Raw genomic sequence first — 25,192 nt, 5'->3', positions numbered from 1 at the left:
ATCCAGGCGTGTGATATATATTTTAGCACAAATACTATTTCTAGAATAGTATTATCAGAAAAGTATTCACTTCCATTTCTCATAAGGAGGCTGCCATTTGTTATGAAGCCTGAGGCCGCAAGCCCGTCGTTTCGAGAATCGTTAATTATCCCCCTTTGGGGTCTCACCGTCCTGCTGGTCGTCATGAACACGACCATGTTCAACGTCGCGCTGCCGACCGTAGCCCATGATCTCGGGCTGACCGCGACAGCCGCTTCGTGGATCGTGACCGGCTACTCGATCCTGTTCGCCATTTCGTCCATCACGTACAGCCGCCTGACCGACTTCGTCCCGATTCGGACGCTGCTGATGATCGGCCTTGTGCTCCTCGGCATCGCCTCCGTCGTCGGCCTGCTGGCGCACAATTTCTACGGCGTGCTGGCCGCCCGCCTGCTCCAGGCGATCGGAGCGGCATCCGCGCCCGGTCTCGGGATCGTCCTCGTTACCCGATATATCCCGCTGGAGCGCAGGGGGAAATCGATGTCCGTCATTATTTCCGCGGCGTCGTTCGGCTTCGGCCTCGGCCCGATCGTCGGGGGTGCGATGACGCAGTATTTCAGCTGGAACTCGCTGTTCGTCGTGACGGCTTTGGTGCTGCTAACGATCCCTGTATTTTACCGCAATCTGCCCAAGCAGCCGTATTCCCGCATTCAATTCGACGGATGGGGCGCTCTCTTCATTGGTGTCGGCGTTACCGGTCTACTGCTCTTTCTGACGCTGCATCCTTGGTGGGCTCTGGTGCTCGGACTGCTATCGCTGGCCGCCTTCTGGATTCGAATTCACCGGGTCGACCAGCCTTTCCTGCAGCCCTCGCTGCTGCGCAACCGGCCATACATGAACCTGACGGTGATGGGATTTGTGGCTTACGTGCTTCATTTTGCCACGTTGTTTCTCATGCCTCTCGTGATCATCCGCCTGTACGGACAGAGCCCCGCCATCACCGGATTTCTGATTTTCCCCGGGGCGATTCTGACCGCGCTGCTCTCGCCCCGGATCGGCCGCTTGATCGACCGGGTGGGAAATTCTCCGGTCATCCTGGCCGGACATGCGACGCTGCTTGCCGCCACTTTCGTTTTTGCGCTGCTCTCCACGCAGTACTTGTACGCCATCACCGCAGCGTACATGCTGATGAGCGTATCGGTGTCCGCGATCGGATCGAGCGTCTCGAACGAAATGTCGCGCATTCTCGCAAAGCATGAGGTCGGCGGCGGGATGGGCATGGCGCAGCTGACGCAGTTTTTCGGCGGCGCGCTCGGCGTGGCGCTCACCGGCGCTTCGCTCGTCTGGCAAGCGTCCGCTCCGCTGCAAGCCGCTTACCGGAACATCTTCTGGGTCATGGCTGCGGTCGCTGCCGTTTCCCTGCTCGTCTCCCTAAGCTACGTCCGCGCCAGCCGCAAAACGGTTCCGCTGCCCGCTGTCGAAGAAGCCGCGAACGCCGGATGAAGCCGTATCTGTTATTTCAATATCCAGGCGAGCCTCTCGTTTTCTCTTGTTGAAAACGGGGGGCTCTTTCTTTTTCCCAGGTCATAAAAAAATTTAAATTTCGCCAGGTCGATTTAGCAGGATTTGTGTCATTTTATGTCGAACTAGTGAACTGCTCATCTAATTGGCATATCATGCCTGAATAAACAGAAGCGGAAGGTGTTCCTCGCGTGGAAAAATCAACAATCATCGGCATTATTCTCGCAATTATCGCAGTGGGGGTGGGCATGGTATTAAAGGGGGCAAGCCTGTCCGCACTAGTCAATCCGGCGGCGATCCTCATCATTTTCGTCGGAACGGCAGCAGCGCTCTTTATCGGGTTTTCCCTGGAAGAGATGAAATTGTTTCCGAAATTAATGAAAATTGTGTTTACCGAGCAAAAGACGATCTCGAAGATGGAACTGATCGACATGTTCACGGACTGGGTTGCGATTACCCGCCGCGAAGGCTTGCTGGCTATGGAAAGCAAGGTGGAGGAAATCCCCGATCCGTTCTTGCGTAACGGGATGCGGATGATCATCGACGGAAACGATCAGGAGTTCGTTCACGACGTATTAATGGAAGATATACATACGATGCAGGAGCGGCATCGGACGGGCGCGCAAATTTTTACGCAAGCCGGTACCTACGCACCGACCCTCGGCGTTCTCGGGGCGGTTGTCGGTTTGATCGCGGCACTCAGCAACTTGAGCGAAATCGAGGCGCTCGGACATTTGATCTCCGCCGCCTTCGTCGCTACGCTGCTTGGCATCTTTTCGGGGTACGTGTTATGGCATCCGATCGCAAATAAGCTGAAGCAAAAGTCGAAGAAAGAAGTGGAGCTGCGTCTAATGATGGTGGAAGGACTCCTTTCCATTCAGACCGGCATTTCCGCAACTGCCGTCCAACAGAAGCTTATGGTCTTCATTCCGACGTCCCAGCGGGAAAAAAATAACGACGATGCGGTGAAAACGGATGAGTAAAAAACGACAAGAGCATCACGAAGAACACGTTGACGAATCGTGGCTGATTCCTTACGCCGACCTGCTGACGCTGCTGCTTGCGCTGTTCATTATTTTGTTCGCCGCCAGCCAGACGGACCAGAAGAAATACCAGACCATCATGCAATCGTTCAACTCCGCCTTTACCGGCGGGATAGGACAATTCAACTTCTCGAATCTCATTCCGCTGACGACCGAGCCGAATATTGACCAAAAGAAGTACGATCAGCCGACTAATCCGGCGACGCCGAACACTTCGGGACAACAGCAGAAGCAGCAGGAACAGCTTAACAGCCAAATGGCGAAGGAACAGGTTGACCTCCAGCAGCTGAAAGAAAAATTGGACAAGTACATAGCCGAAAACCAATTGTCCACCCAATTGGAAACGAAGCTGACCGAAGATCTCCTGATGCTCACGATTCGCGACAACGCCTTGTTCTCGTCCGGATCAGCTACGGTCAAGCCGGAGGCGAAGCAGCTTGCGGGCACGATCTCCGAGATGCTCGCCCAATATCCGGATTATCGGATCGAGGTCGCCGGCCATACGGATAACGTGCCGATTCGAACCGCGGCATTCGAAACCAACTGGGATTTAAGCGCCAAGCGTGCTTTAAATTTCATGAAAATTTTGCTCGAAAACGATAAAATCGGTCCGGAGCGCTTCCGCTCTATCGGATACGGCGAGTATCATCCGATCGATACGAACGATTCCGAAGCCGGCCGTGCGAAAAACCGCCGCGTCGAAGTCAGCATTCTGCGCAGCGTGAAGCCGCCGCAAATGATTGACGCTGCTGCGAAACAGCCGTAGCCACTACGCTATCGCCGCAGCCCAGTTGAAAAGAGAAGAGCCCAACCCGCACGCTGTCGGCGTACGGATCGGGCTCTTATTCGATTTCGGATTACTTGTAGATCTTGTTCAAGATGCGGTACATGAACACGGCGACTTCCGCTCTCGTGGCGTTACCTTCCGGATTCAGCGCCTGGCCGTCGCCTTGAATCAGACCTTCCTTGACCATCCCGGCCAGACTGTCCGTCGCATAGGCTGCGACCTTCGCACGATCCGCGAAACCGGCCAACGCCTCTGCGCTTGCGGTCATTTTCATGTTTCTGACCGTGCCCAGCGCTCTTGCCGTGATCGTAAAGATATCCTGGCGCGAGATTTTTTCTTTCGGATGAAAGATCCCGTCGCCGGTTCCTTCAATGATTTTCAGTTCTTTGGCCGTGCCCAGCGCTTCGTAATAATAATCACCGCTGTTCACGTCTGTGAAGTTTCCGGTCACGGATGCTTTCAGCTCCAGCGTTCGAACGAGCATCGCGACAAAGTCCGCTCTCGTCATGTTCAGCGCCGGGGCGTACGTGTCCGCATCCATCCCCTGGATGATGTCGCGCGCCGCCAAAGCCTCGATCGACGGTTTAGCCCACGCATAAGCTGCAATATCGGCAAATGTCTTATCGACAAACGCTACGGCATATTTGCTAAAATGCTTCACTTCAAACCGCACCGTTCCTGCTGCCGAATCGTAGATGCCGCTCGGCACCGGAAGGATACGACCCGCCGCATCGAGGTAGCGGATAACAATGCCGCCCGGTTTCTCCAGCTCCTTCGCTGTCGGTTTATACGGAATGGCAATCCGTACGACCGTATCCGGGTTGTTCCATGCGCGGAATGCCCCTTTTTCCCTAACCTCCAAATTGACGATCGGGCGGCTGCCGACTTCTTTCCGCGCCTCTTCGCTTAGGGAAGACGGGTCCTCTTTACTGATCACCAAGCTTACGAAGTCGGTATCCGCTATATTCTTGTCCTTCAGGAAGTCCGAAGGCACGGTCACGATGCCGATAGGCGTTACGATCACGAACTTGTTGTCCGGCGCCGTCTTCGTTACCGATTTCTTAGGCAGCGATATTTCCACGTGGTTCGCGTTTTGAGCGCCTTTCACCTCAACACGAACCACTTTAGCGCCGTCGGAGTCCGACCTAGCTTCCTTCTGTGCAAGCTCCAGATCTTCCGCACGAATCTCGACTTTCGCGGTTCCCGCTTCGATCTTCGCCTCAACGGAGATGCTGCCTTGCGTTACTGTAGCCGTGCCCGGCTTCGTAGCCGGAGGCTGCGTATTGGCGCTGCCGGAGCTGCCCGACGTTGCCGGCGTGCCGGAATCTCCGGAGCTTCCGGAATCCGAGTCGTCGGATTTATTCGCTTCTTTTACAGTGAGTTCGAAGCTGGCAAAGATCTCAGGCTTCTGCTGGCTAATGGCACGGATAGTTGTAGATCCCGGCTTCAGCGCCGTGACCAGACCTTGGTCGGTGACGGTCGCCACTCCGGACCAAGCCACATCGTATACGGCCCATGTGACCGATTTGTTGCTTGCATTTTCCGGAAGCACGGTGGCCGTCAATTGCAGCTTTTCTCCTGCTTTGAGTTCCGCTTTTACTTTATCCAGCTTTATTTCCGCGACATCCACAACAGGCTCTGGTCTGTCCGCTTCTTTCACGATCAGCTCCAGCTGTGCGTACTTGGTCGTGTCCATCTGGCTGGTCGCGCGAATGGATACCGTTCCTGGATTCAATGCGGTAACCAGACCTTTGTCGGTGACATTAGCGATTCCCGCCGGACCGTCCACCGACCAGATGACGTTTTTGTTAAGCACGTTCTCCGGCAGCACTGTTGCAGACAATTGCAGGGTTTCTTCTACTTTCAGCACCGCAACCTCGCGATCCAGCCTAACCTCGCTAACCTGCGGATTGGTCGGCTTGTCCGCTTCTTCCACCGTCAGCTGGAAGTCCGCGTATTTCGTCGTATCCACTGCGCTCATCGCGCGGATCGTCGCGGTTCCAGGCGCAGCCGCCTTAACCAAACCGCTGCCGCTGACAGTGGCAATCCCTTTCGACGATTCCCCATATACGGTCCAATAGACGGATTGGGTTACATTCGCCGGAAGAACCGCTGCGTTCAATTGAAGCTCTTCGCCTACTTTCAATTTTCCGCTCATACGATCCAGCCGCACTTCATCCACGCGAATCACAGGCAAGCGATCCACCGTAATGACGCTGTCGGCGTATACGTTGCTCCATACGCTTGTCGCCCGGACGACGGCACTGCCTAAATTTTGTGCAGTCACCAAGCCGTCCGCGGTCACCTTAACAACATTGTCCGCAGAAGAGCTATAAACGGACCACGTTACGCTCTTATTGCTGGCATTGGCCGGCAGCACGGCAGCATTTAATTGAACGCTCTCGTTCACGGCCAGATTGACCTTCGGGTTATCGATCACAACCGACTGCGCCGGAATTTTGAGCAGTCTGAACTGATCAACCACGCGGTCGTTAATCGTTTTGACGACGAATTTCATCTCATCCCCGTCGATCTCGGCAGCGACGTACATCTGCACCTGCTCGCCGTCCGTCGCCTTCTGCCAATCTCTTGCCCATACTTGGTAAAACTTCGGACCTGACGACCCGCCGACGATATACGTCGTGCCTTCGCCATCGGCGACCGGCTTTTTGTCTTTCATCGGATACGTCCGCACATACACGTGATCATGACCGTTCATGACCAGATCGACCTGGAACTCGTCAAAAATCGGCGTCCAAGTGTTGCGGATATGCTCGGAATCGTACATGCTGCCGAACGGTCCACGGTGGAAAGCAACGATCTTCCACTTTTTGTCGGTCGCAGCCAAGTCTTTGCGCATCCATTCCTTTTGCTGCTCGAAATCATACTCGCTGTTCAGCACCACAAAATGGGCGTTCTTGTAATCAAAGGAGAAGTTGCTTCCTTTGAGACTGTCGATCCCGTTTTGCGGGTGGTTGAAGTGAGCCAGGTAATCTTCCGTTTTCCGCGTACCGGTCACTTCATGGTTGCCGACGACAGGCACGACGGTCGTTTGCATCAGGATGCCTTGAGCAGCATTGAACCACATGTTCCACTCGTTTTCCTTAAAGCCGTCCTCGACCAAGTCGCCGCCCTGCACGACGAACTCCGTATCCGGATGATCGGTCATCGCTTTTTTCAAAATATCTCCCCACAGCTTGAAGCCCGCTTCGTTCGATGCCTGCGAATCTGCCAGGAAAATGAACTTCGTGCGTTCGCCCGAGGCAGCCGCAGTCTGAAGCGACCCTTTCGGGCTGTAGTTGCCATGACCGTCGCCTACACGGAACACATATTGGGTTCCCGGCTCCAAGCCGTTCGCAATCGCCTTATGGACTCGAACGGTTCCCGTATCCGTGGTGTTGAACAAGTAGCTGCTGCCGGTAAACCGTTTCATGTTCGGTCCGCTGAAACCCGTAAACTCCGATTTCTTCACGACCTCGACTACCGTATCGCTCGTAGCTGGGTCCGTATGCCAGGTGAAGGCTTTGGAGGTCGTCGTGTCCGCTCCCATCGTCACGCTGACGTTGCTCGGAATCGGGCTTCCCGCCAGCTTCGATACTTTAAACTTCGAGATCGGGCTGTAGGAGTCGCCCTTGACCGCTTGAAGCTGATACTCCTTCACTTCGGAAGTAAGAGCTCCTGTAATCAGCGTACCTTGAGCGTCAGTCACACCGATTTCGGCACCGCCAACAACGGTTACTTTCGCTCCTTCGACCGGAGTTCCGTTCTCGCCGACTACCTTGAACGTGGTAGACATCCCTTGAACGACGCCGTGCTCATCCCAGCTTAGCTGCAAATGATGCTTAATGGCCGCTTCCACCGGCAAGCCGAAGAAGCCGAAGCTTGTATCGCCTTTATCTTTAAATGTAATGGCTCCCGTTTTAAAAGCAATTTTGACCGTATCCTTCGCATCAGGCTTTATCCGGTATTGAATTTGGCCAAGCAGATCCTGGTCGGTCAACCCTGCCGTATAAATGTCGTTAAAATTCAACTTTACGGCACCTGTGGCTTCATCGACCGTTGAGACGAGTTGGCCTTCCGCCAGCTTGCCGCCTTTCAACACGTTCAATCCGTCCACCTTCGCCGGATCGAAGCCAAATTCCATCGTTCCGCCCTTGATATCCGCCGCTTTCAGCGCTTTAATATCGACGGTGTACGTATTTCCTGCATAAACGGTCGTCGGAGCGTCGTAGACAATCTTCGACGAGCCCGTATCTACCGTAAATGTCCATTCCTTCTCCGTCACGTTGCCGGACAAGTCTCTAATCTTGATCCTCGCCGAGTGAAGCCCGTCTGCCAGCGGCACGTTCGGCGTATAGTGAATTTGTCCTTTCGGAGGATACAGCGTATGCTGCACCAAGACACCGTCGACATAGAAGCGGATTTTATCCGGGTCGATCAGTGTCGTTGCCGGATGTTTCACCGGATCGTAGCCGTAATCTTCGCCAATCGCCTCGATTTTCGGCGTATTCGTCGTGACTGTGCTGCCTTCCGCAGGCTTGAAGTTTTTCAACACAGGCGGGTCCATGTCGTCATTGGTCGGTCCGTAAACCGCCCGGATTTGGTCGATGTAGAGGACGCCCGCTGTCTTGTTATCGTTTTTCGTTTCCATGTAACGCACAGGCTGATCCATGCGCAGCGGCAGCGGACGCCCCTTCGGCACGACAGCCTCCAAGTATCGCCAGCCCGTAAAATCGACGCCGACCGTCTGGTCTACGTAATCAATGCCGACGGCCGATCCGTTACCGTCGCGGATTTGTCCGCGCAGCCAATGCTTTTTGCCGTCGCCATACACCCACAGGCCGATTTTCTCCGGATAGCCCGGAATTTGAATATTGCTTTCCAGATCTTTCGCTGTTACATAAGCCCCGGAAGTCCCGATCGTTTCGGTAAAATCGTACTCCAGCTTCGCCGCTTTATTCCCTAAACGGACGAAGTCCTCATTCGTTTCTTCGCTAAGCTTCATCGTCTTGTAACGTGCGCCGGATTCGGTCAAATATTTGCCTGTGCCATTCTCGAAATCCTCCAGCACGACCGGCGGAAGTCCGACCTTGACGTCCATCGACGCTTCAACATGGTTGTATTTCACGAAAATTTTGCCGCTCTGCTCCGTTGCATTTGTCGCGGTAAACGTGCCGTCCGCATCCATGCTGCCGATCGGTCCCTCTACCCGCCATTCGAGCTTGTTGTTTTGCGCGCGAATGAGTTGACCGTTGCGGAGAGCGCTGACGCTCAGCGTAACTTTTTCGCCGGATGTGAAGGTTTTCACCGCGTCGGAGAACTTCAGCTCCGTCAGTTCGTTTACAACTTCCACTTGCCCTTTGTCCGTCAATCCGCCTGCGGTCGCTGTAACGTCAACCATACCCGCCTGGTTGCCCGCCGTAAATTTTCCTGTGTTATCGATCGTTCCGAGCGGGGCGCTCAGACTCCACTCTGGCGTTCCACCGAACGAAGCGGGATGACCGTTCGCATCCACGGCAGCCGCTTTGAACGTAACGGAAGAGCCGACCAGTACCCGCTCCAAGTTCGGCTGCACGACCAGCTTCGATGCAGCGCCTTCCGGCGTTTTGTTCACGAGCAGGAGCCCGTTTGCCGTCTTCCGCTCCGAACCGTCGGAAGGCCGGTTCAGAATTTGCCGTTTCGTTTCTCCCGGAAGCTTGGCTACGAACGTCGCAGAGCCGCCGCCGTCCAGACAAAGCGCGTTCACGGCGCCCATATCCTTCATGATCTTCGCGAGATCGTCATAAGATACGCCTTCGCTAAAGCCCGGCGCTCTGCCGTCGATTTCGATCATGATGATCGAACCGTCCGCTTTGGTGCCGATCCCGACCCGAGGGTACAAGGCTTTGTCATCGTGGGTTTGCGCCACGCCGTCCTTCACCAGCATGAAGACGCCGCCCATCGCCATTTTGACGTCTTTCCATTCGTCTTCCAGCTCGAAGCTTGCGGTGACCTCGTCGCCGATTTGAAGTCCGGCCAGCTCGGCCCGGTGGCTGCCCGATGCGGACAAAACGACTTGTCCGGCCTTCAGAGGCGTATTTCCTTTATCCTTATGAATCTCGGCCACTTTGAGCCTCAAGCTTTTGCCGCTCTTCACTTCGCCTTCCAGCACATCGAGCACAACTTCGTCGCCGAGATCGTTCGTCATCGTGGAAGTATGAAAGGAAGCGGTGTACAGCATGAGCGCTTCGCTATTTTCCCGCATCCGGTTGATGTGGGAGATCGGTATCGTCTTGCCCCCGATCGTGAGCGTCCGGGTCAGATCCGGGCTCAAGCCGTAAATCGTTGTGCCGTCGTTCTTCAGACCGAAGGCAAGCCAACTCCATTTCTCCGGCGGGCTGGTCAGAATCTCGCCGTCCCCCATAAACAAACCGAGCGGAACGCCGGTCGCCATGTCGTAAAAGTCGCCGTTGATGGCCGCAATGACCCGGTTCCCGGGGGCGTCGGCATCGTCGGCCATTTTCGTTACGCCCTGCATCCCGTACACTTTTCCATACGTTTTGCCCGGCTGCAGGTCGAGCGCTGTATTTTTCGGATCAAATTCGACAGAATGAATTTTCTCCAAGCCCTGCGGCAGCTTCATGTCCTGCCAAGTGTACTTCACACCCGGACCGAGCTCCATCTGGCGCGAATCCAGAACTTGTCCGAATGCCGCCTGGAGACTGTCCGCCGCCAAAGCTTGTCCCAAAGGAGAAACCAAAGAGAACATGATAAAAAGGTTGAGCAATAAAGCCATACTGCGTGTCTTTCGTTTCATCTCGTTTCTTTTCCTCCTCGCTGGATTCCAGTCGCCTGAACGACCTGTCCTAGTATAATATGCAAGGCAGGAAAAGTAATGAATCGATCTTATTGTTTCTGAGCCGATTTTCTTCTTAACGAAATCTTTAAAAGTCCTGTGAATACATAGCGGAACGTGCGGAATCGTTCTGGAGAAGCGTCAGCGTTCGCCTTTGTCTCCGGATTCTAACCACTTCATGCCTTATAGAATCCAAGAATCTGGAGGGCCGGGGTCCCCACAAAGTACTTGAAATGACTTCCTTGGATGGACTTCACTTTGTGGGGTGGAGCAGCGATCGGAAGAATGATCCGAGCGAGTAGCGCTCACTTATTCACTGGACTTTTAAACGCCACCTCAAATCCCAAGTCTTCTCCGGTATTCTCCCGGCGTCATATGTACGGCTTGCTTGAACACTTTATTGAAATACTGCAGCGTGTCATACCCCACTTCGCCGGCCACTTCGTAAATTTTCAAGTTCGGCTGCAGCAGCAGCTCTTTTGCCTTCTCGATTCGGACGCGATTCAAATAATTGATGAACGAATAGCCCGTATACTTCTTAATCTGTACGCTGAAATAAGAGACGCTCATCCCGAAGCGCTCGCTGACCTCGGCCAGTGTATGATCGCTCCGGTAGTTCTCCCGGATATAGTCACAGGCCCGCTTCACGTTCAGCTTCACGCTGTTATCCGCCGGCGAGGCGGACTGGGCGATCCAAAATTCGCACAGCCGCTGAAAATAGGCGATGGCCTCTTCTTCGCGCTCCCATGAAAAAGGCTCGTCGAAATTGAGCCCGTGTTTCTTGAGAACGTAGTGCCATTTGGCATAAAGCATGCGAAACAAGCCCAGCCGCTCCCCCTGCTGGCCCTCCTCGAAGCTCTGCATGCTTTGGATCATCTCGGCATGCCTCTGAATGACCTCGCCCGGCTGGAGAACGTCCAGCCTCTCGAAAAATTGCTGCGCCTGAACAAATTCACGATGCGCGGCATGGAAATACCCCACCCGCTCTTCCGCCCGCTGCAGCGCGCGTCTCAGTTCTTCGGCCTTCACCGGCTTAAGCAAGTAATCGATGGCGCCTGCTTGCATGGACTGCCGTACGTAGTCAAAACGCGTATTGTCGCTCAGTACGATCGTTACCACGGGAATACGCTGTTCGTACACCTGCCTCACCAAGGCAAGTCCCTCAAGCCGGGGCAGCATAAGATCGGTCAGGAGAAGCGTCGGCCATCCCTGCTCCATCAATCCTAAAGCTTCTCCCCGGTCACGCGCCTCCCCGACGACGATATGCCCCATCTCCTGCACCATTTTTTTGATTCTCGCGCGTTTACCCGTATAAGGCTCCACAATAAGTACATGAAGCATCGCTGTTGCCCTCCCCATCCTCCTCGCAACCAGGATCCGTTAGATATGGAGTCCGCTTGTGGTCTTTAACGTTTCTTCGGATGAATGGTTGCAGGAAGTGAGCATCTTTGTAAAATCTTTAGAATGGGGGTTACGGAAAAACCACAATGCGTGGGGAAGTTTAATGAGGATTCAGGGAAAGTGAGCATCAATGGGTATGAATCTGAAAAGCAGCTATTTCGCAAACCGGCGCATAATCGAGACTATGCAGCTGGAATCGGAAAGTAGAGTCTTGCAAATGCTGATTATCTGTAGTCATTTTTCTTCCCAAATCGCGTATTCCCCATAACCTAGAAACTCGCGTACTTCAAGAACTTCCTTGCCTTTGATAATAATTTCAATACCATCTTCAAATTCCCATTGCATACCGGCCAAAACGCTTGCTCCAAATAGGGTATCATTTTTATCATAAGGATTTCTGTAGATATAGATATCGCTTACTGAAATAAAACGTAAGATATCCCTGCCCTGGGCATCCGACAAACCATCTGGACATTTCATAGCTGGACACTCTGTTAGTACATCATCTTTCCATGCGCACATTTTTTTGCATAATTCATAGATAGTTTCGTCAGGCAGATTATTCAAATAATTTTCGATATATGACTCCGCTTCGTCTAAATTCATGTCCTCCTCTCTAAAATGGTATTCTACACGTTCGTTAGATAAAACACACAAACCAAATCCTGAAGTAGCTTCTCCGTTAGATGCGTAAATGTCTTCCGCTTTTCCAACATTATCCAAATAAAATTTTCTATTAATAGGATATTCCCTCCAAAAATATAGTTAGCGGTAACTGATGAAAACCACTTTTTCAGTAGATTCGACATTCCCATTTATCACCCTTTATTTTCGTAGAGAAAAAGCTTAAAATTATTTCTTTGAGCCCGCTCATTTCTCGAAAAACACGACTCCCCCTTTTCCCTTGCATAAAAGCTCCTCTATTAGTAGGATAAAAAAATACATAATAAAGCGCACTGAGGGTGATTCATTGCTGGACTTTATAAAGCGTTGGTTTTGGTATGACTGGATGATGTTCGTCATTCGGACCATCCTTTTCGTTTCTCTTCTTTTTACTTTGGAACATTTTTCCGAACAGCTGACCATCCCTTTCTGGTTAGGGGCTCTGTGGGGGATTGCAGCTTTTTCCATTCCTTGGCTTTGTTTGCAAAGGCACTATACGTATTACCTGATCTCGGAAATGGTCATATCCGGAGGATTATGCTTATACGCGGTCTCCCTGTTCCCCGAAGCCTACGTGGCTTTTTTAGGTCCGACTTTTATGATTGCCAGCAATAGCGCCCAAAAGTCATACCGTTGGGCAGGCCCGATGACCATCTTTGTCATCCCAGCCTTATTGGCGGAACTGTCTGAACCAAGCAACCTGATGACGATGATCCTACAATTCGGCCTCATTTACGCTGTAGGGTTTGCCTTTCAATTGCTGGTGGTGAACCATCGGCAAAGTGAAATGATTCGTGATCAATATGCCGTGCTGGAACAATATTCATCGCAAGTGGAGCGCCTGACATTGGCGGAAGAGCGAAACCGGCTCTCGAAGGACCTTCATGATACGATGGGACATTCCTTTACCTCTATTATGATGGGGCTTGAAACGTTACGCCCGGAAGTGAACACCTCGGAAGGGGCGCGGAAGCTCGAGTCCTTGTTAAAACTAACCCGCGGCAGCCTGGATGAGGTCCGCCAATATGTGCATCAGGTTGGGGCTGCGCAAGATTCGCGTACCCTTGTAGAGTCGTTGCAGGCATTGACGGCCGAATTTCAGGCGTTGACTAAAGTGACGGTTCGACTAAGGACCTTGGGCGAGGAGGATCAGGTATCCCAACAGGTCAAGATGACCCTGCATCGGTGTCTGCAGGAATCGCTGACAAATGCCGTACGTCATGGGCAGGCGGGTGAAATTGCGGTCAGCCTGCATTTCGAGGAGAAGCAGCTTCGGCTGGAAGTGCAGGACAACGGGCTTGGCACCGAAGAACTTCAAGCGGGTTTTGATTTAACGGCGATGAAGGAGCGGGCATCCGATTTGCAGGGACAGGTGCACATCCACTCGAAGCCGGGCGAAGGAACGGTCGTGACCTGTACATTGCCCAGGCAGGCGGAGCAGCAGGAGGAAGCGATCCGGCTGCTGTTGGTTGACGGTCAGCCATCCATCCGGGAAAGCCTTCAAATGATTTTGGCGAGAGAAAAAGATTTCGAAGTCGTGGGACTTGCGGAGGACGGGGAGCAGGCGCTGGAACAATGCGAGCGGCTTCGCCCTCATGTCGTTCTCATGGATTTACATATGCCCCGCATGGACGGTGTGGAAGCGGCCAAACGGGTGAAGCAAAAGCATCCGGGTGTCCGCGTACTGATCATGACCACGATTCAAGAGACCGAAAAGGCGGTTGAAGCTTTGCGGAGCGGGGCGGACGGGTATTTATTAAAGTCTTCGGAGCCTCGGGAGCTTTCCGAAACGATACGTCTCGTACATCGCGGGGTGATGATGATCGCCCAAGATGTCACCAACCAGTTGATTCAAAATTATGGGGGAGGAGCCCTTCGGGAGCAACCGGCAGAGCCGGACAAGCCGCTTCCTCCTCCTTTGGGGTTGACCCCGCGGGAGATGGATATTTTGCAATGTTTATCCAAGGGGCTTCGCTATAAAACGATCGCGGCCAAATTGTATTTGTCCGAAGGAACCGTCCGAAATTATGCTTCCACGATTTATACCAAGCTTGGCGTTCGCAATCGAGAAGAGGCCGTACAAAAAGTTTTCGGGAATCAAGGATAGATGGTTTGGGAAGACAGCACGGGTCTGTACCTTTGAAAGAAGGAACAGGCCCGTGCTTTTTTATTTTATCCGGTGCATTTGCCCAGCATGAGCGTCATATGACATTTTGTCATCTCGGCGGGGAGTTCGCTTGCGGGTCGCGGGATAAAAAACGGTGACAGAAAATAACTCTCTCCTATGACACGTTGTTTGCCATACTAAACCCAAGAGAAGGAGGAAGGGCAGTACCGAACCAAAGTTTTAGGAAAACAATGATTTTAGGAAAACAATGAGAGGGAGAACTAACGATGAGAAAGATGAAACCCAAGTTGAATATGGCGGCACTATTCTTATGTGCGACGACCTTGATGACGGCATGCACACCATCCGATGAAAAGCCAGAATCGGCACAGGCGGTGGAAAAAACGAACCTGAATGGCCCGCAGGATGCCAAGGAAGTAGAGGCGTTTGCCGATCCTTTATTTGCAGAAGTAATGAAAAAACACAATGTTAATGGTTCGAATTTCGTTGTGGTCAAGGATGGAAAAGTATTGGTAAATAAGGGATACGGCTATGCCGATAAGGAAAAGAAAACTCCTGTCGATAAAAATACCGTCTTCCAAATCGGTTCCGTCACGAAGACATTCACCGGGCTGGCCGCAAATCAGCTTGCCGATCAAGGGAAAATTAACCTTCATGAGGACATCCAAACGTATTTGGGAGGAATGAAGATTCCAAACAAGACCGAAAAAAAACTGACCATGTTTGATCTGCTCACGTACACGACCGGATTTGATTTTCCGGATATTGCTTCTTACTATTCACCCGAGTTTGCAAATAAAGACATGCCGATGAAGCAGTTCATCCTGGATCATATGCCGACGGTGGTCCGGCCCCCCGGTGAAGCTTATACGTACGACAACTTTGGTTTCTTGCTGGCAGGATATGCGATAGAGAATGTAAGCGGCATGCCGTTTCATCAGTATATGGACAAAAATGTGTTCAAGCCGCTCGGCATGAATTCGACTAGCGTACGCCTAACCCCGGAGCTTAACAATCGCATGGCCGCTCACTATGGTCTGACTGGTGAACTCGTTCCAATGGACTGGAATGCCCCAACCGACGGGCCGCAGGGGAGCATCATATCGACTGGCGATGATATGTCCAAGTACTTGACTATGCTGCTGCAAAAAGGAAAATACGGAGACAAACAGTTGGTAAGCGAAAAGACGGCCGAGCAGATGCTCACGTACCAGGTGGTCGCCGATAAAAGCATTCCGCAGACCACCGTAGGGGGATTCGAAGGCTACCGCAACGAACTGGCGAATGGCCAGCGTGTCGCTATAAAAGGCGGGAATGTAACGGGCCATCAATCCTTGATCGTAGTAATACCCGAGAAGAATACGGCATTTTCTATGTCGTACAACAACGAAACAGTGATGATGAGTATGGACGTGTATGAGGCGTTTATGGACCATTATTTTCCCGAAACAAAAACACTCGAGAAACCTGTTTATGTCAATTTGGATGAAAAGGATGCGGAAAAGTACGTAGGACTGTATCAGAATACGCGCTTTATGTTCTTGAAATCGAAATTTTCGTACGCCGACGGGAAATTGCAGATGGAGACAGGAATGGGCAAGCACACCTTCAAGATGATTACTCCACTGCTGTTTGAAGACGAATCAGGCAACAAGCTAGCGTTTAAAAAAGACCATCGCGGATCGATTGAATATTTTTATTACAATACTATGGAGGGGAATCACTTTGTCTCGGATTCGCAAAAAATCCATGGGAAGCAGCCGTTTTCGGATGTAGCGGAGGGTAGCAAATATAAAAGCTTTATTGACGATTTGCACGCCCTGGATATCATGGGTGCGAAATCAGGCAGCCGCTTTGAGCCGCAGGCAACCATGACGCAAAGCGAGTTTGCCGACGTGCTGCTTCGTGCCCAAGGATGGTATGGGATCCCATGGGCCTTCGATGGCATGAAGAGACAACTGCAAACCGGTTTCCCTTCCTTTGATCCGAATGCGATCATTACAAGGCAGACGGCAGCGGTCATGATTCAAGCCCTGAAAGAACTCAAGCCTGCGTCCAAAGTTCAATTGAGCGGTCAAACGGATGCGTCGGCGGTTGAGGCCGTTACTGCACTGGTTTCGCAGGGCATTATCGATCCGGATACAACCGTACAGGCGGATGGCAGCGTCGATTTCCGTTCCAACCAGCCTTTGCTTCGGCAGGAGGCAGCCGCACTGTTGGATAAAGCGTTTGGCCATTATGCTTTACCGCTCCCTATAAAATAAAGCGTCACAGCCATGCCGGTATGTTTGCAAGCGGGGTCCGTCATAATCCATCCATTGATTATTGCGTGCCCCGCCGGCAGCGGCTCCATCCCTCTACTCAATTATTTCAGGAATGACCTCAGCTTCGCGAATACAAATTCAGGCTGCTCAATGTGCGGGGCATGCCCTGCGTCCCCAACGACAAACTCCTCGAAACTGCCGCCTGCTTCCTCATACTGTTTAAGAACGCAGCGCATCTGGGAAACCATGGGCTGCGGCGGATACACCTCTTCGCCGGGCCAGCCTTCAACGTAGCCAAGCTTGCCTAAATACCCAAAATCAAACCATGAGCTGTCTGACACGATCGCGTCGTCTGCGCCCCGGATCCATAGGATCGGCCGTTTAGGTTCGATATGTATAATCGGCGAAAGATTGACATACTTGGGCGACATCGCATTGTTGATCCCCTCCGCTCCCGGAGCTACGCCGGGCCAATGCTCGCAAGTCTCAAAGGCGCCAGGGTAATGAGCGTCGCCAATGCGGGTGGACAGCATCGCGTCCAAGTAACGCTCCTCCCGCTCGCCGCTAACGCGAAACGGCGATTTAAAATAAAACTGATTCAGGATATTGCGCGGGCTGTTCGGCTCTCCCTCGCTGCGGTCTTTGCCGCTGAGGCAGGCGACAAACTGCGGGTTTGCCGTTCCCCCGCCCGAACCGGCGTAATTATCGTAACAAGGCGTCCCCCTATCGTCCTTGGTGCCGCCAAAGCCGTATGGCGAAAGCGGGGACATCAAAACGAGCGAACGAACAGCCGCAGGATGATCGATGGCAAGCTGCATGGCAATTCCTGCTCCCAGCGACCAGCCCAGTACATGTACGGGTCGACTCATGCCGAGAGCATCCAAAAACGACTTCAAATCGTCGGACCAATCGCGCAGCCCCCGCGTTGCATCGATAGGAAGCGCTTCCGTTTGACCGTATCCGCGTAAATCCGGAGCAAGCACCCAGTACTCCTCGGACAATGTACGAAGGGTCTCGTCCCAGAATAAATTCGCAGAAACGTTGCCATGAATAAGAAGAAGCGGCGGATTTTCAGCGCTGCCCGCAGATAAATAGAAAACATGCAAGCGGTCGGTTTGGATCGATTCAGGCTGTAAAGTCGTTAGGGTCATGCAGATACCTCCTATGGATCGTTAGTTTTGTTTGAGCCACTGATCAATCTGTTTCACAGAAGCAGCCGCCCAGCCAAGCTGCAAATGATTATGCTGCACCGTGACGTTGCCGGCGACATTGCCGATACCTTGCACCGCTGCCGCGCTTGCAATGAAGACGACGCCATCGCTCGGGCCCGTGTGTTCGCTGTGAATCGCCGGAATGTCATTTTTATCTCCCGACAGCAAATAGGTCTGAATACTGGCCGGAATTCCCGCATTCAAAATGGGTTCAACCAACGATCCCTGCTGAATCGCAGCGTCGATCCCGTTGCTATTCGTAAAGAATCCCTGACCGCCGTAGTAAGTCGTATACCAATCCTGCTCAAGCGCAGGAAGCGGATATTCGTCTACCCATTTGCCAAGCATTTGCTTTTGCCCCGGGAAAAAATTGCCTGACGCTGTATTGTAAATCGACAGCTCGGGATGGTTCCTCGATATCCCCCAGCATACCATTTGCGTGTGCGGAGAAGGCGCATTGACAACACCGCCGCATTCAGGGAAAATGCTAAGATTATGCGACCAGCCATGGCGGAAGATGTAATCGAATCCCTTGTTCGGATTGCCGACCAAGACCAGCTTGCGAATATCTTGGCTGTAGCTCGTGCCCCCCGCTTTTTTGACAGAGGAAGCATACATCCGCGAAGCGAAGGCGCCTTTGCTCCATCCGATAACATCGACTTTGCTTTCGCCTGTTACGTTTTGGATAATTGTAATCGCATCGTGAATTTGTTCGGCGCTGTAATAGTTGTCCCCTTGCTTATGCGGAAAATTAATCGCAAACACTTTGTAGCCTTTGCCGACCAAGTCCTGCATCATGCCGGTGCCAGGACACGATATTGCGCCGCAGCCGTAGGACCCAAGCTCATTCGGATTCGCCCAAGCGCGATCCGCGTTATCGTTAGCGCCATGCACAAGCAGAACCGGCGTTTTTACCGGATTGGTGTCGTACCTCGGAGCGTAGTAAAGCAAGAAGCGGCTGGAATGCGGTTTTTTCACCCCTCCGAAAAACGTAAGGCGTTGTCCGTCCTGATCGCCTCGCCCATCTTGGGGGTAGTCCTCGGCAGCGAACATCGGATTGTTGTCCTTCCAACGTTCCACCTTGCTCCATCCATTGCTAACCGTTGTAAACGTCTGCTCCAGCACCAAATTGGATGCTGCTGCCCCTGCAGTTCCTCCTGCAACTTCCGCAGCCCCCGCGGCTCCCGCTTCCTGTGCTCCGCTCACTCCGGCGTTAGGTACGAGCAGCGCGCAGACGATCAACAGCGCCGTTGTTACCGATGGCAACCATCTTTTGTACATGTATCCAATCTCCCTTCATGGCGACTGTTCACGCATATCCAAAAGTCACAGCCGCACCGTGTTTTTATGCGTCCCTAAACGCATGGCTTCATCATAATTGGAAGCGGTTGCATTTCAGTTGCAGAAGACGGTGAGTGCTTGTTTAGGCTTGCTTAGATGACTAAACCTCCGTTTACTTCCAGTACAGTGCCATTGACGTAATCCGATTCGGAGGAAGCAAGAAATAAGTACGCATTCGCGACATCCATCGGCCGCCCAAGGCGGCGGAGCGGAATTTTCTCCAGCATCTGCTGAACCACTTTCTCCGGCATGTTTGCGACCATCCCCGTCTCAATAAAGCCAGGGGCAACCGCATTGGCCTGAATGCCCTTCGGACCAAGCTCCTTCGCCCACGTTTTCGTCATTCCTATAATCCCCGCTTTGGCCGCGGCATAATTGGTTTGCCCGATGTTGCCATGCACGCCTACAATCGATGCCGTACTGATAATTTTCCCGCTTCCGCGTTCGATCATCGAATGGACCAGCGCCTTGGTACAATAGAAAACGCCGTTCAAATTCACTTGAATGACCCGATGCCACTCCTCTTCGGTCATTTTGGCCAGCGTACGATCCTGCGTAATCCCCGCGTTATTGATCAACACATCGACCGCACCGTATCGCGCCAGCGCTTCTGCCGCCATTTTGGTGACACTGCCGCTGTCGGATACGTCCACTTCGATAAAATGCGCATCCGCTCCCTTTTGCAGCAAGGCCTGAATCGCTTCCTCCCCCTGTTGTTTGTTATAATCGGCTATAACGACGCGCGCTCCCTCCTGTGCAAAAAGCGCTGCTGTCTCTCGCCCGATGCCGGCGGCTCCTCCCGTAATAAGCGCTGTTCTCCCTTGCAGTCTCATGCTTATCTCCTCCGTTCCATAAATTCGGCTACAACCTGGCAGAGCAGCACCAGATTGTCCACAATAGGCGAATGGCCTGTATGATCCATTTCCCTGTAAACCACATGCTCGCCCAAATCCTCTACCAATTCCTCCGTCATCTGACGGGTGACGACTTTATCTTGGTTCCCCCATAAAACAAGCGTTGGCATCGAAAGGCGTGCCGCATCGCCGCTGCCGCCCCCTGCTTCATGATCCTTGGCGCTCATATTGAAGCGATTCATGGCATCGTAGACATCCAGCAAATTTCTTTGCGTCAGCATGTCGTTCAGATACGTCTTGTACCGGACTTCATCCGGCTCTTGGATGACGTACACTTGACGATTCCACAAATTGCGCAAAAATGCTTTGTCCCGGTGATCATAAGCCCGCTGCACCAGCTTCGTTTTGTCCATTTCGGCAATTTCCGCTCGGGTGCGAAGCCTTCTCGCCCGTACTTGCCCAGACTGCTCATCCTTCTCTTCCGCGTGGTAACACGGATAGCCTCTTGTTGACATGGACGCCAGTAAAATTAACGCCTCGACGTACTGCGGATACGAAGCTGCGAATTGCATGGCGACTCCGCCGCCCATCGACCAGCCCATCAGCGTGAATGAAGTGAGGTTCAGCCCGTCAACAAACAACCGAAGATCATCCGAAAAATCAGCTATGCTGCGGACCGGCACATGATACGTAGAAACGCCGAAGCCTCGCAAATCAACAGCAATCAGCGTATGAGACGGCTCAAAGCTTTCCATAAACAGATCCCAATGCACGGATGAAGTCATATTGCCGTGCACGAGCAGCAGCGTCCGGCCGGTCGCCGTTCCGGCGCCTCTGCGCAAACGGTAGGCCATCGTTTCGCCATTAGAGAGCTGTAACGATTTGAATTCAATTTCCAGCATCGGCTTCCCCCCATCGGATCGTCGTCGCCCCCCATGCATAGCCGATGCCGGCGCTAATCAGAACAACCACATCTCCATCTTTTAGCTTTCCACTGCTTGCAGCTAACTCTAAAGATAAAATTTGATCGAACTGTCCGATATGGCCGAATTCGTTCAAGTAAATGGACTGATCGTCGGATAATCCCAACTGGCGAAGCACGTAATCATGAGCGGATTTCTTCATGTGCAGCATCGCCGCATAGGCGATGTCCTTTTCGGTATAACCGCTCTTCGCAAGCGATTGCCGGACCGCCTCCAAAAAGTAGCCCATGGACTTTTCTTCAAGGCGCTCTTTCATCCGCTGCGGATTCGGAACATGGAAAAAATGCTTTCTCTCCTCTATCGCTTCGAGCGTAAGCGGATGCTTCGTGCCGCCGGTCGGTACGATCACATCTTCGCTAAATGAGCCGTCCGTGATCAAATGGCTTGCCAGCACACGATTGCGCCCATAGTCGCGCTGTAACAGGATCGCCCCTCCGCCCGCTCCGAGGTTAAACATAAATGACGTATGCCGATTGCCGTAGTCAATCAAATCGCCATTGCGGTAACCGCCCGCCAAGAGTACGGTGCGAATCGAACGATCGGCGATCATCATGCTCTGCGCCACCTTTAAAGCCATCACCGTCGTGCTGCAGCGCATACCGACGTCAAACGCCCAAGCGCGGGTCGCCCCAACCTCCTGCTGAAGCTTCATAGCCGCTGTCCAAACGGGATACTCCTTGTGTTCTTCGCCGATGTAGATGACCAGATCAATGTCTGCCGGATCAAGCTGAGCTCTGGCAATGGCCAGCCTTGCCGCACGAATTCCCATCTCGCAGCTGTGGTCATCGGCTCCCGGCACAGGCTTGCGGAGAATGCCGAACTTATTCTCGACCACGTCCTGCGGCACGCCGGACAGCTCGCTAATTTCCTGGCTTGTCTGGAACGTCTCCGGGATGTACATCCCCGTACTTACGATACCTATGGGTACTGCGCTCGTCATCATGATTCGCTCCACTTCTGTTGTGTCATTTTGGCATATAGCTGTTTTGTCGCCGGCATCGGTTCCACCCCAAGCTCCGACTCCAGCGCCTTGCTGCATCGGGCATACCATTTAAGCGCTTGGTGGCGGTTATTGTTGCTATAGTGGCACTTCATCCCCAAGCGATACGCTTCTTCCCAGCACGGATCTTTCTCGATAATCCGCTCGCACCAGCAAATGGCCTTATCGAAATCGCCCTGAGCCGCATGAAGCTCCGCCAAACGCTGCGCTCCTCTCAAGAACAGCACTTTCAGCCGCTCCCGCTCCTGCGTGCACCAGTCTTCATATCTTCTCTCGGGGATATACTCTCCTGCATATAAGCTTAATGCTTTTTGCAGCATGTCTATGGCTTCCTGACGATCCTTCGCATCCAGGCCGTGCCTGATTCCATTCTCAAAGGCGGCGGCATCAAGCTCGAAACCGGAAGCAAGGCTCAGCCCGTACAAAGTGCCGCTGCGCTCAACGAAAAAGGGGGCGGCTCTCGCCTGCCGCTCAGGCTCCAATGCCGTGTTGAGCGCATTTAGCGCCACTTTAAAATCGCGATAGGCCGCCTTATCGTCCAGATCACCCCAGAGCAGCGCCATCACTTCCTCTTTGGGCAGCATGTGCTTTCTTCTTGTGACAAATAGCTGAAAAAGCTCTTTCGCTTTGCCGCGCTGCCAATCTTTTTCCGTCACTTCTCTATCCCCAAGCATCACTTTAAAGCCGCCTAACGTCTGAATCCTCAGCGTATAGCCGGGATGGTACGTCAGCTGTTCGATTCCGAGATCGGACAACAGTACGGAGGTGTAGCTGATGTCCAGCTTCTTCTTGTGCGCTTCCAGCAGGATCGGAACAAGCTGCCTCAGATCGCGCGGGCCGAATAGCGTACGCTTATGCAGTAAAAACTCGTAGCCGCCTTCTTTCATCAGCTTCAGAAAACGCGAAGCGCAGCGATCCCGCAAATGCTCCCTCTTCGTATGGTACGCAAGCAAACATTGCCACAGCATCGCCACGGTTATCCCGTACCCGTCGCCGCACGCCTGAAAGTCCGATTCGCACAGGGCAAGCCTTTCCGCTGCATCTTCCCATCTGCTATCGCAGACGGCGGCAATGCCCATGCCAAGCCGAATCCACGCGGATAACCAGAGATCGTGCGCTTTCTCCGTTTCCAATAGCGCCTGCGCCCCGTACTCCATCGCAAGCTCTGTCGCTCCTTCACGACCGTACAGCAAGCATAGCCCCATCCAAGGCTCCGCTTTTCCTCTGGAAACTTGAAGCCCTTCCATCATCTCAATCGCTGTGCGATAGCAAGTAAGAGGCAGCCCCAGCTCATAGCGCGGCAGGAGCAGCGCAGCATTTCCCATGCGCATCCATCCGCAAGCCTCCATGTAAGGAGCTTTGCCGGATACCCCCTGCATGATGCCGCGCTCCGCCCATTTCTTGGAGCTTTCCGAGTTGCCGGCCAACGCTTCGATAAAAGACAATAAAACCGACGTTTCACGGTGCGATTTGGGCAAGTGTCCGTCTGCTGCCGCACCTTCATCGCAACGCAATTTCCGCTCCAGCGCTTGGCGCGCCTCCTGCAGACGGCCGGAACGCAAATGAAGCCGCGCCTCCAGCACATGATCCTGAAAATCGGCTTGCAGCGCCTTGCATCTTCGGTACCACACTTCCGCTTCCTTTAATCGTCCGGCATTGACGAGATTTTCGCAGATTAAGCTGTACAGACGAACACTGCCCTGCTCTGACACTCCGTCAGCTTCCATCACGACAAGCGCCTGCTGCAAAAGCTGTTCCGCCTTCCCCGGCTCGATCGTATCGAGGAAAAGATGGGCTTTCCGCTCAAGGGCCAGATTGGAAGCGGAGGAATAGCCCGCTTGCACAGCCAACTGCTCGCCCTTCGTGTAACAAAAAATGGCGCGCTCATATGAATAGCGGTACCGATGCACGTCCCCCTCATACATCCACACCATGTAGTAGCGGTCTTTCAAAGGCTTGGGAAGGCGGGCGATGATCGCGAGCAAATGTTCAAGCTGGCCGAGCCTAAGCAGCTTGTGGCCTTGTTCATGAATAGCTTGCGCGACTTTCTCGTACTGCTCCAGAGCGCACAGATGATCGATCATTTCCAGCCATTTTTGTTTGCTCTCGAAGTAATCGGCGGCACGCTGATGAGCAAGCGTATACTGCTGCGGTTTGGCCTGAAGCTGCTGCCTGACAAACTCGCGGAACATCGGATGATAGCGATAGCCGGTATCGGCATAGGCCTGCAAAAACAGCCCCAAGCGCTCGATTCGCTCGATCATGTGCCGGGAATGAAGAGGCTGCAAGCCTAGCAACTCATCGCACAGAGCAGGCGCAAACGTTTCCAGCACGCAGGTTTGTTCAACAAACCCGCGAACCGCATCATTCTGGTGCCGCCACACTTCCAGCATCAGATATCGATGCAAATCGGCCGACGTATTTCTGGCGGCAGACATCTGCTGCCACATCGAATGGATAGCCGTAATCCAGCCTTCCGTTTGCCGGTAAATTTCCTGAATATCGCCCTCATGCAGCAAAAATTCATAAGCATCGGCAAACAAGGTTTCGATCTCTTCCATGCTGAATGCAAGGTCATGCTCCCCGATTTCCAGCAGATTTCCTTTCACTTTCAACGTCGCAAGCATATCCCACGCCGGATGGATTCTGCTCGACAGTATGACATGGACGTGATGCGGCGCGTACTGCACAAACATTTGCATCCAATCGTCGATTAGCGGATGATGTGCCACATGGTGGTAATCATCGATCACAAGGATCACTTCCTGAGATAGCGCCAAAAGCTCATTCACGAACAAAGAGCAAAGCAAGCGGACACTCTCTTGCGATTCGCAACCGCATACCTGTTCGTTTACCGTATTCATCCATCCGTCCGCAAAATGCGGATGGTTTGTCCGAACGGCATGGATCAAATATAGGACAAACGTGACCAGTTGCCTGTCTTCCGCGCCTACGCTGTACCAACAGCAAGCTGTGGCTTCGACTTGGAAAAAAGCAGAGAGTGCTGTGCTTTTTCCGTATCCCGCACCGGCGTAAACAAGCGTTAACGGGTGCTGCTCGCAGCGCTTTAGCTTTTTGCTAAGAGTCGGCCGCAGCAGTATCGTTTTTTTGAGCGGGGGAGGTATCAGCTTCGTTTGGACAATTGCCGCAGACATCGCTTTAATCAACCGCCTTTTACAACC

General features: G+C 52.9%; 14 protein-coding genes. 5 read left to right on the top strand and 9 right to left on the bottom strand.

All coding sequences use genetic code 11. The features are described 5' to 3' along the window. The first annotated feature begins 102 nt into the window (after nt 1-102). The 3 genes from QMG93_RS14530 to motB all read left to right on the top strand — a co-directional run bounded on the left by QMG93_RS14530 (nt 103) and on the right by motB (nt 3,309). On the top strand, nt 103-1,482 hold the full coding sequence (locus tag QMG93_RS14530; RefSeq protein WP_281937575.1) for an MFS transporter: 1,380 nt from the start codon (nt 103-105) through the stop codon (nt 1,480-1,482). A gap of 209 nt (nt 1,483-1,691) precedes the next feature. Beyond that, entirely contained in the window at nt 1,692-2,483 is a 792-nt protein-coding gene (motA, locus tag QMG93_RS14525) for a flagellar motor stator protein MotA (RefSeq protein ID WP_281937573.1), read from the top strand. Further along, on the top strand, nt 2,476-3,309 hold the full coding sequence (gene motB / locus QMG93_RS14520; RefSeq protein WP_281937570.1) for a flagellar motor protein MotB: 834 nt from the start codon (nt 2,476-2,478) through the stop codon (nt 3,307-3,309). The genes motA and motB overlap by 8 nt, the downstream gene beginning before the upstream one ends. Nucleotides 3,310-3,400: 91 nt before the next feature. Here the strand turns inward: motB and QMG93_RS14515 are convergent, their stop codons facing one another. The 3 genes from QMG93_RS14515 to QMG93_RS14505 form a co-directional block, all read right to left on the bottom strand. Next, complete coding sequence (locus QMG93_RS14515) at nt 3,401-10,126, bottom strand: Ig-like domain-containing protein (protein ID WP_281937568.1); 6,726 nt, start codon at nt 10,124-10,126, stop codon at nt 3,401-3,403. Nucleotides 10,127-10,501: 375 nt separating this feature from the next. Then, on the bottom strand, nt 10,502-11,506 hold the full coding sequence (locus QMG93_RS14510) for a helix-turn-helix domain-containing protein (protein ID WP_281937566.1): 1,005 nt from the start codon (nt 11,504-11,506) through the stop codon (nt 10,502-10,504). A gap of 294 nt (nt 11,507-11,800) precedes the next feature. Next, nucleotides 11,801-12,223: a DUF6985 domain-containing protein gene (locus QMG93_RS14505; RefSeq protein WP_413789298.1), complete on the bottom strand. Its 423-nt coding sequence runs from the start codon at nt 12,221-12,223 to the stop codon at nt 11,801-11,803. A gap of 313 nt (nt 12,224-12,536) precedes the next feature. On the opposite strand from QMG93_RS14505, the gene QMG93_RS14500 reads away from it, so the two are divergent. Next, nucleotides 12,537-14,336, top strand: a complete 1,800-nt coding sequence (locus QMG93_RS14500; protein WP_281937562.1) for a hybrid sensor histidine kinase/response regulator transcription factor — start codon at nt 12,537-12,539, stop codon at nt 14,334-14,336. 287 nt (nt 14,337-14,623) lie between these two features. Further along, on the top strand, nt 14,624-16,621 hold the full coding sequence (locus QMG93_RS14495; protein ID WP_281937560.1) for a serine hydrolase: 1,998 nt from the start codon (nt 14,624-14,626) through the stop codon (nt 16,619-16,621). Between the two features lie 101 nt (nt 16,622-16,722). Here the strand turns inward: QMG93_RS14495 and QMG93_RS14490 are convergent, their stop codons facing one another. The 6 genes from QMG93_RS14490 to QMG93_RS14465 all read right to left on the bottom strand — a co-directional run bounded on the left by QMG93_RS14490 (nt 16,723) and on the right by QMG93_RS14465 (nt 25,165). Continuing rightward, complete coding sequence (locus QMG93_RS14490; protein WP_281937559.1) at nt 16,723-17,772, bottom strand: alpha/beta fold hydrolase; 1,050 nt, start codon at nt 17,770-17,772, stop codon at nt 16,723-16,725. A gap of 21 nt (nt 17,773-17,793) precedes the next feature. Then, nucleotides 17,794-19,113, bottom strand: a complete 1,320-nt coding sequence (locus QMG93_RS14485) for an esterase/lipase family protein (RefSeq protein WP_281937557.1) — start codon at nt 19,111-19,113, stop codon at nt 17,794-17,796. A 152-nt stretch (nt 19,114-19,265) separates the two neighbouring features. Further along, the gene (fabG, locus tag QMG93_RS14480) at nt 19,266-20,006 is read right to left on the bottom strand and encodes a 3-oxoacyl-ACP reductase FabG (protein WP_281937555.1); all 741 of its coding nucleotides are present in this window, start codon (nt 20,004-20,006) and stop codon (nt 19,266-19,268) included. A 2-nt stretch (nt 20,007-20,008) separates the two neighbouring features. After that, on the bottom strand, nt 20,009-20,929 hold the full coding sequence (locus QMG93_RS14475; protein WP_281937553.1) for an alpha/beta fold hydrolase: 921 nt from the start codon (nt 20,927-20,929) through the stop codon (nt 20,009-20,011). Further along, entirely contained in the window at nt 20,916-21,950 is a 1,035-nt protein-coding gene (locus QMG93_RS14470) for a 3-oxoacyl-ACP synthase (RefSeq protein ID WP_281937670.1), read from the bottom strand. Before QMG93_RS14470 ends, QMG93_RS14475 begins: the two co-directional genes overlap by 14 nt. After that, nucleotides 21,950-25,165, bottom strand: a complete 3,216-nt coding sequence (locus QMG93_RS14465; protein ID WP_281937551.1) for a BTAD domain-containing putative transcriptional regulator — start codon at nt 25,163-25,165, stop codon at nt 21,950-21,952. Before QMG93_RS14465 ends, QMG93_RS14470 begins: the two co-directional genes overlap by 1 nt. Nucleotides 25,166-25,192: the final 27 nt, after the last annotated feature.

The sequence above is a fragment of the Paenibacillus tyrphae genome (assembly GCF_027925525.1).
Taxonomy (GTDB): Bacteria; Bacillota; Bacilli; order Paenibacillales; family NBRC-103111; genus Paenibacillus_G; species Paenibacillus_G tyrfis_B.
This window is presented reverse-complemented; position numbering and strand designations above follow the sequence as displayed.

Coding starts and splice junctions, on each gene's coding strand:
- motB (WP_281937570.1), top strand. CDS start 2,476: ATGAGTAAAAAACGACAAGAGCATCACGAAGAACACGTTGACGAATCG.
- fabG (WP_281937555.1), bottom strand. CDS start 20,006: ATGAGACTGCAAGGGAGAACAGCGCTTATTACGGGAGGAGCCGCCGGC.
- QMG93_RS14495 (WP_281937560.1), top strand. CDS start 14,624: ATGAGAAAGATGAAACCCAAGTTGAATATGGCGGCACTATTCTTATGT.
- QMG93_RS14530 (WP_281937575.1), top strand. CDS start 103: ATGAAGCCTGAGGCCGCAAGCCCGTCGTTTCGAGAATCGTTAATTATC.
- QMG93_RS14485 (WP_281937557.1), bottom strand. CDS start 19,113: ATGTACAAAAGATGGTTGCCATCGGTAACAACGGCGCTGTTGATCGTC.
- QMG93_RS14515 (WP_281937568.1), bottom strand. CDS start 10,126: ATGAAACGAAAGACACGCAGTATGGCTTTATTGCTCAACCTTTTTATC.
- QMG93_RS14475 (WP_281937553.1), bottom strand. CDS start 20,929: ATGCTGGAAATTGAATTCAAATCGTTACAGCTCTCTAATGGCGAAACG.
- QMG93_RS14490 (WP_281937559.1), bottom strand. CDS start 17,772: ATGACCCTAACGACTTTACAGCCTGAATCGATCCAAACCGACCGCTTG.
- QMG93_RS14510 (WP_281937566.1), bottom strand. CDS start 11,506: ATGCTTCATGTACTTATTGTGGAGCCTTATACGGGTAAACGCGCGAGA.
- QMG93_RS14470 (WP_281937670.1), bottom strand. CDS start 21,950: ATGACGAGCGCAGTACCCATAGGTATCGTAAGTACGGGGATGTACATC.
- QMG93_RS14465 (WP_281937551.1), bottom strand. CDS start 25,165: ATGTCTGCGGCAATTGTCCAAACGAAGCTGATACCTCCCCCGCTCAAA.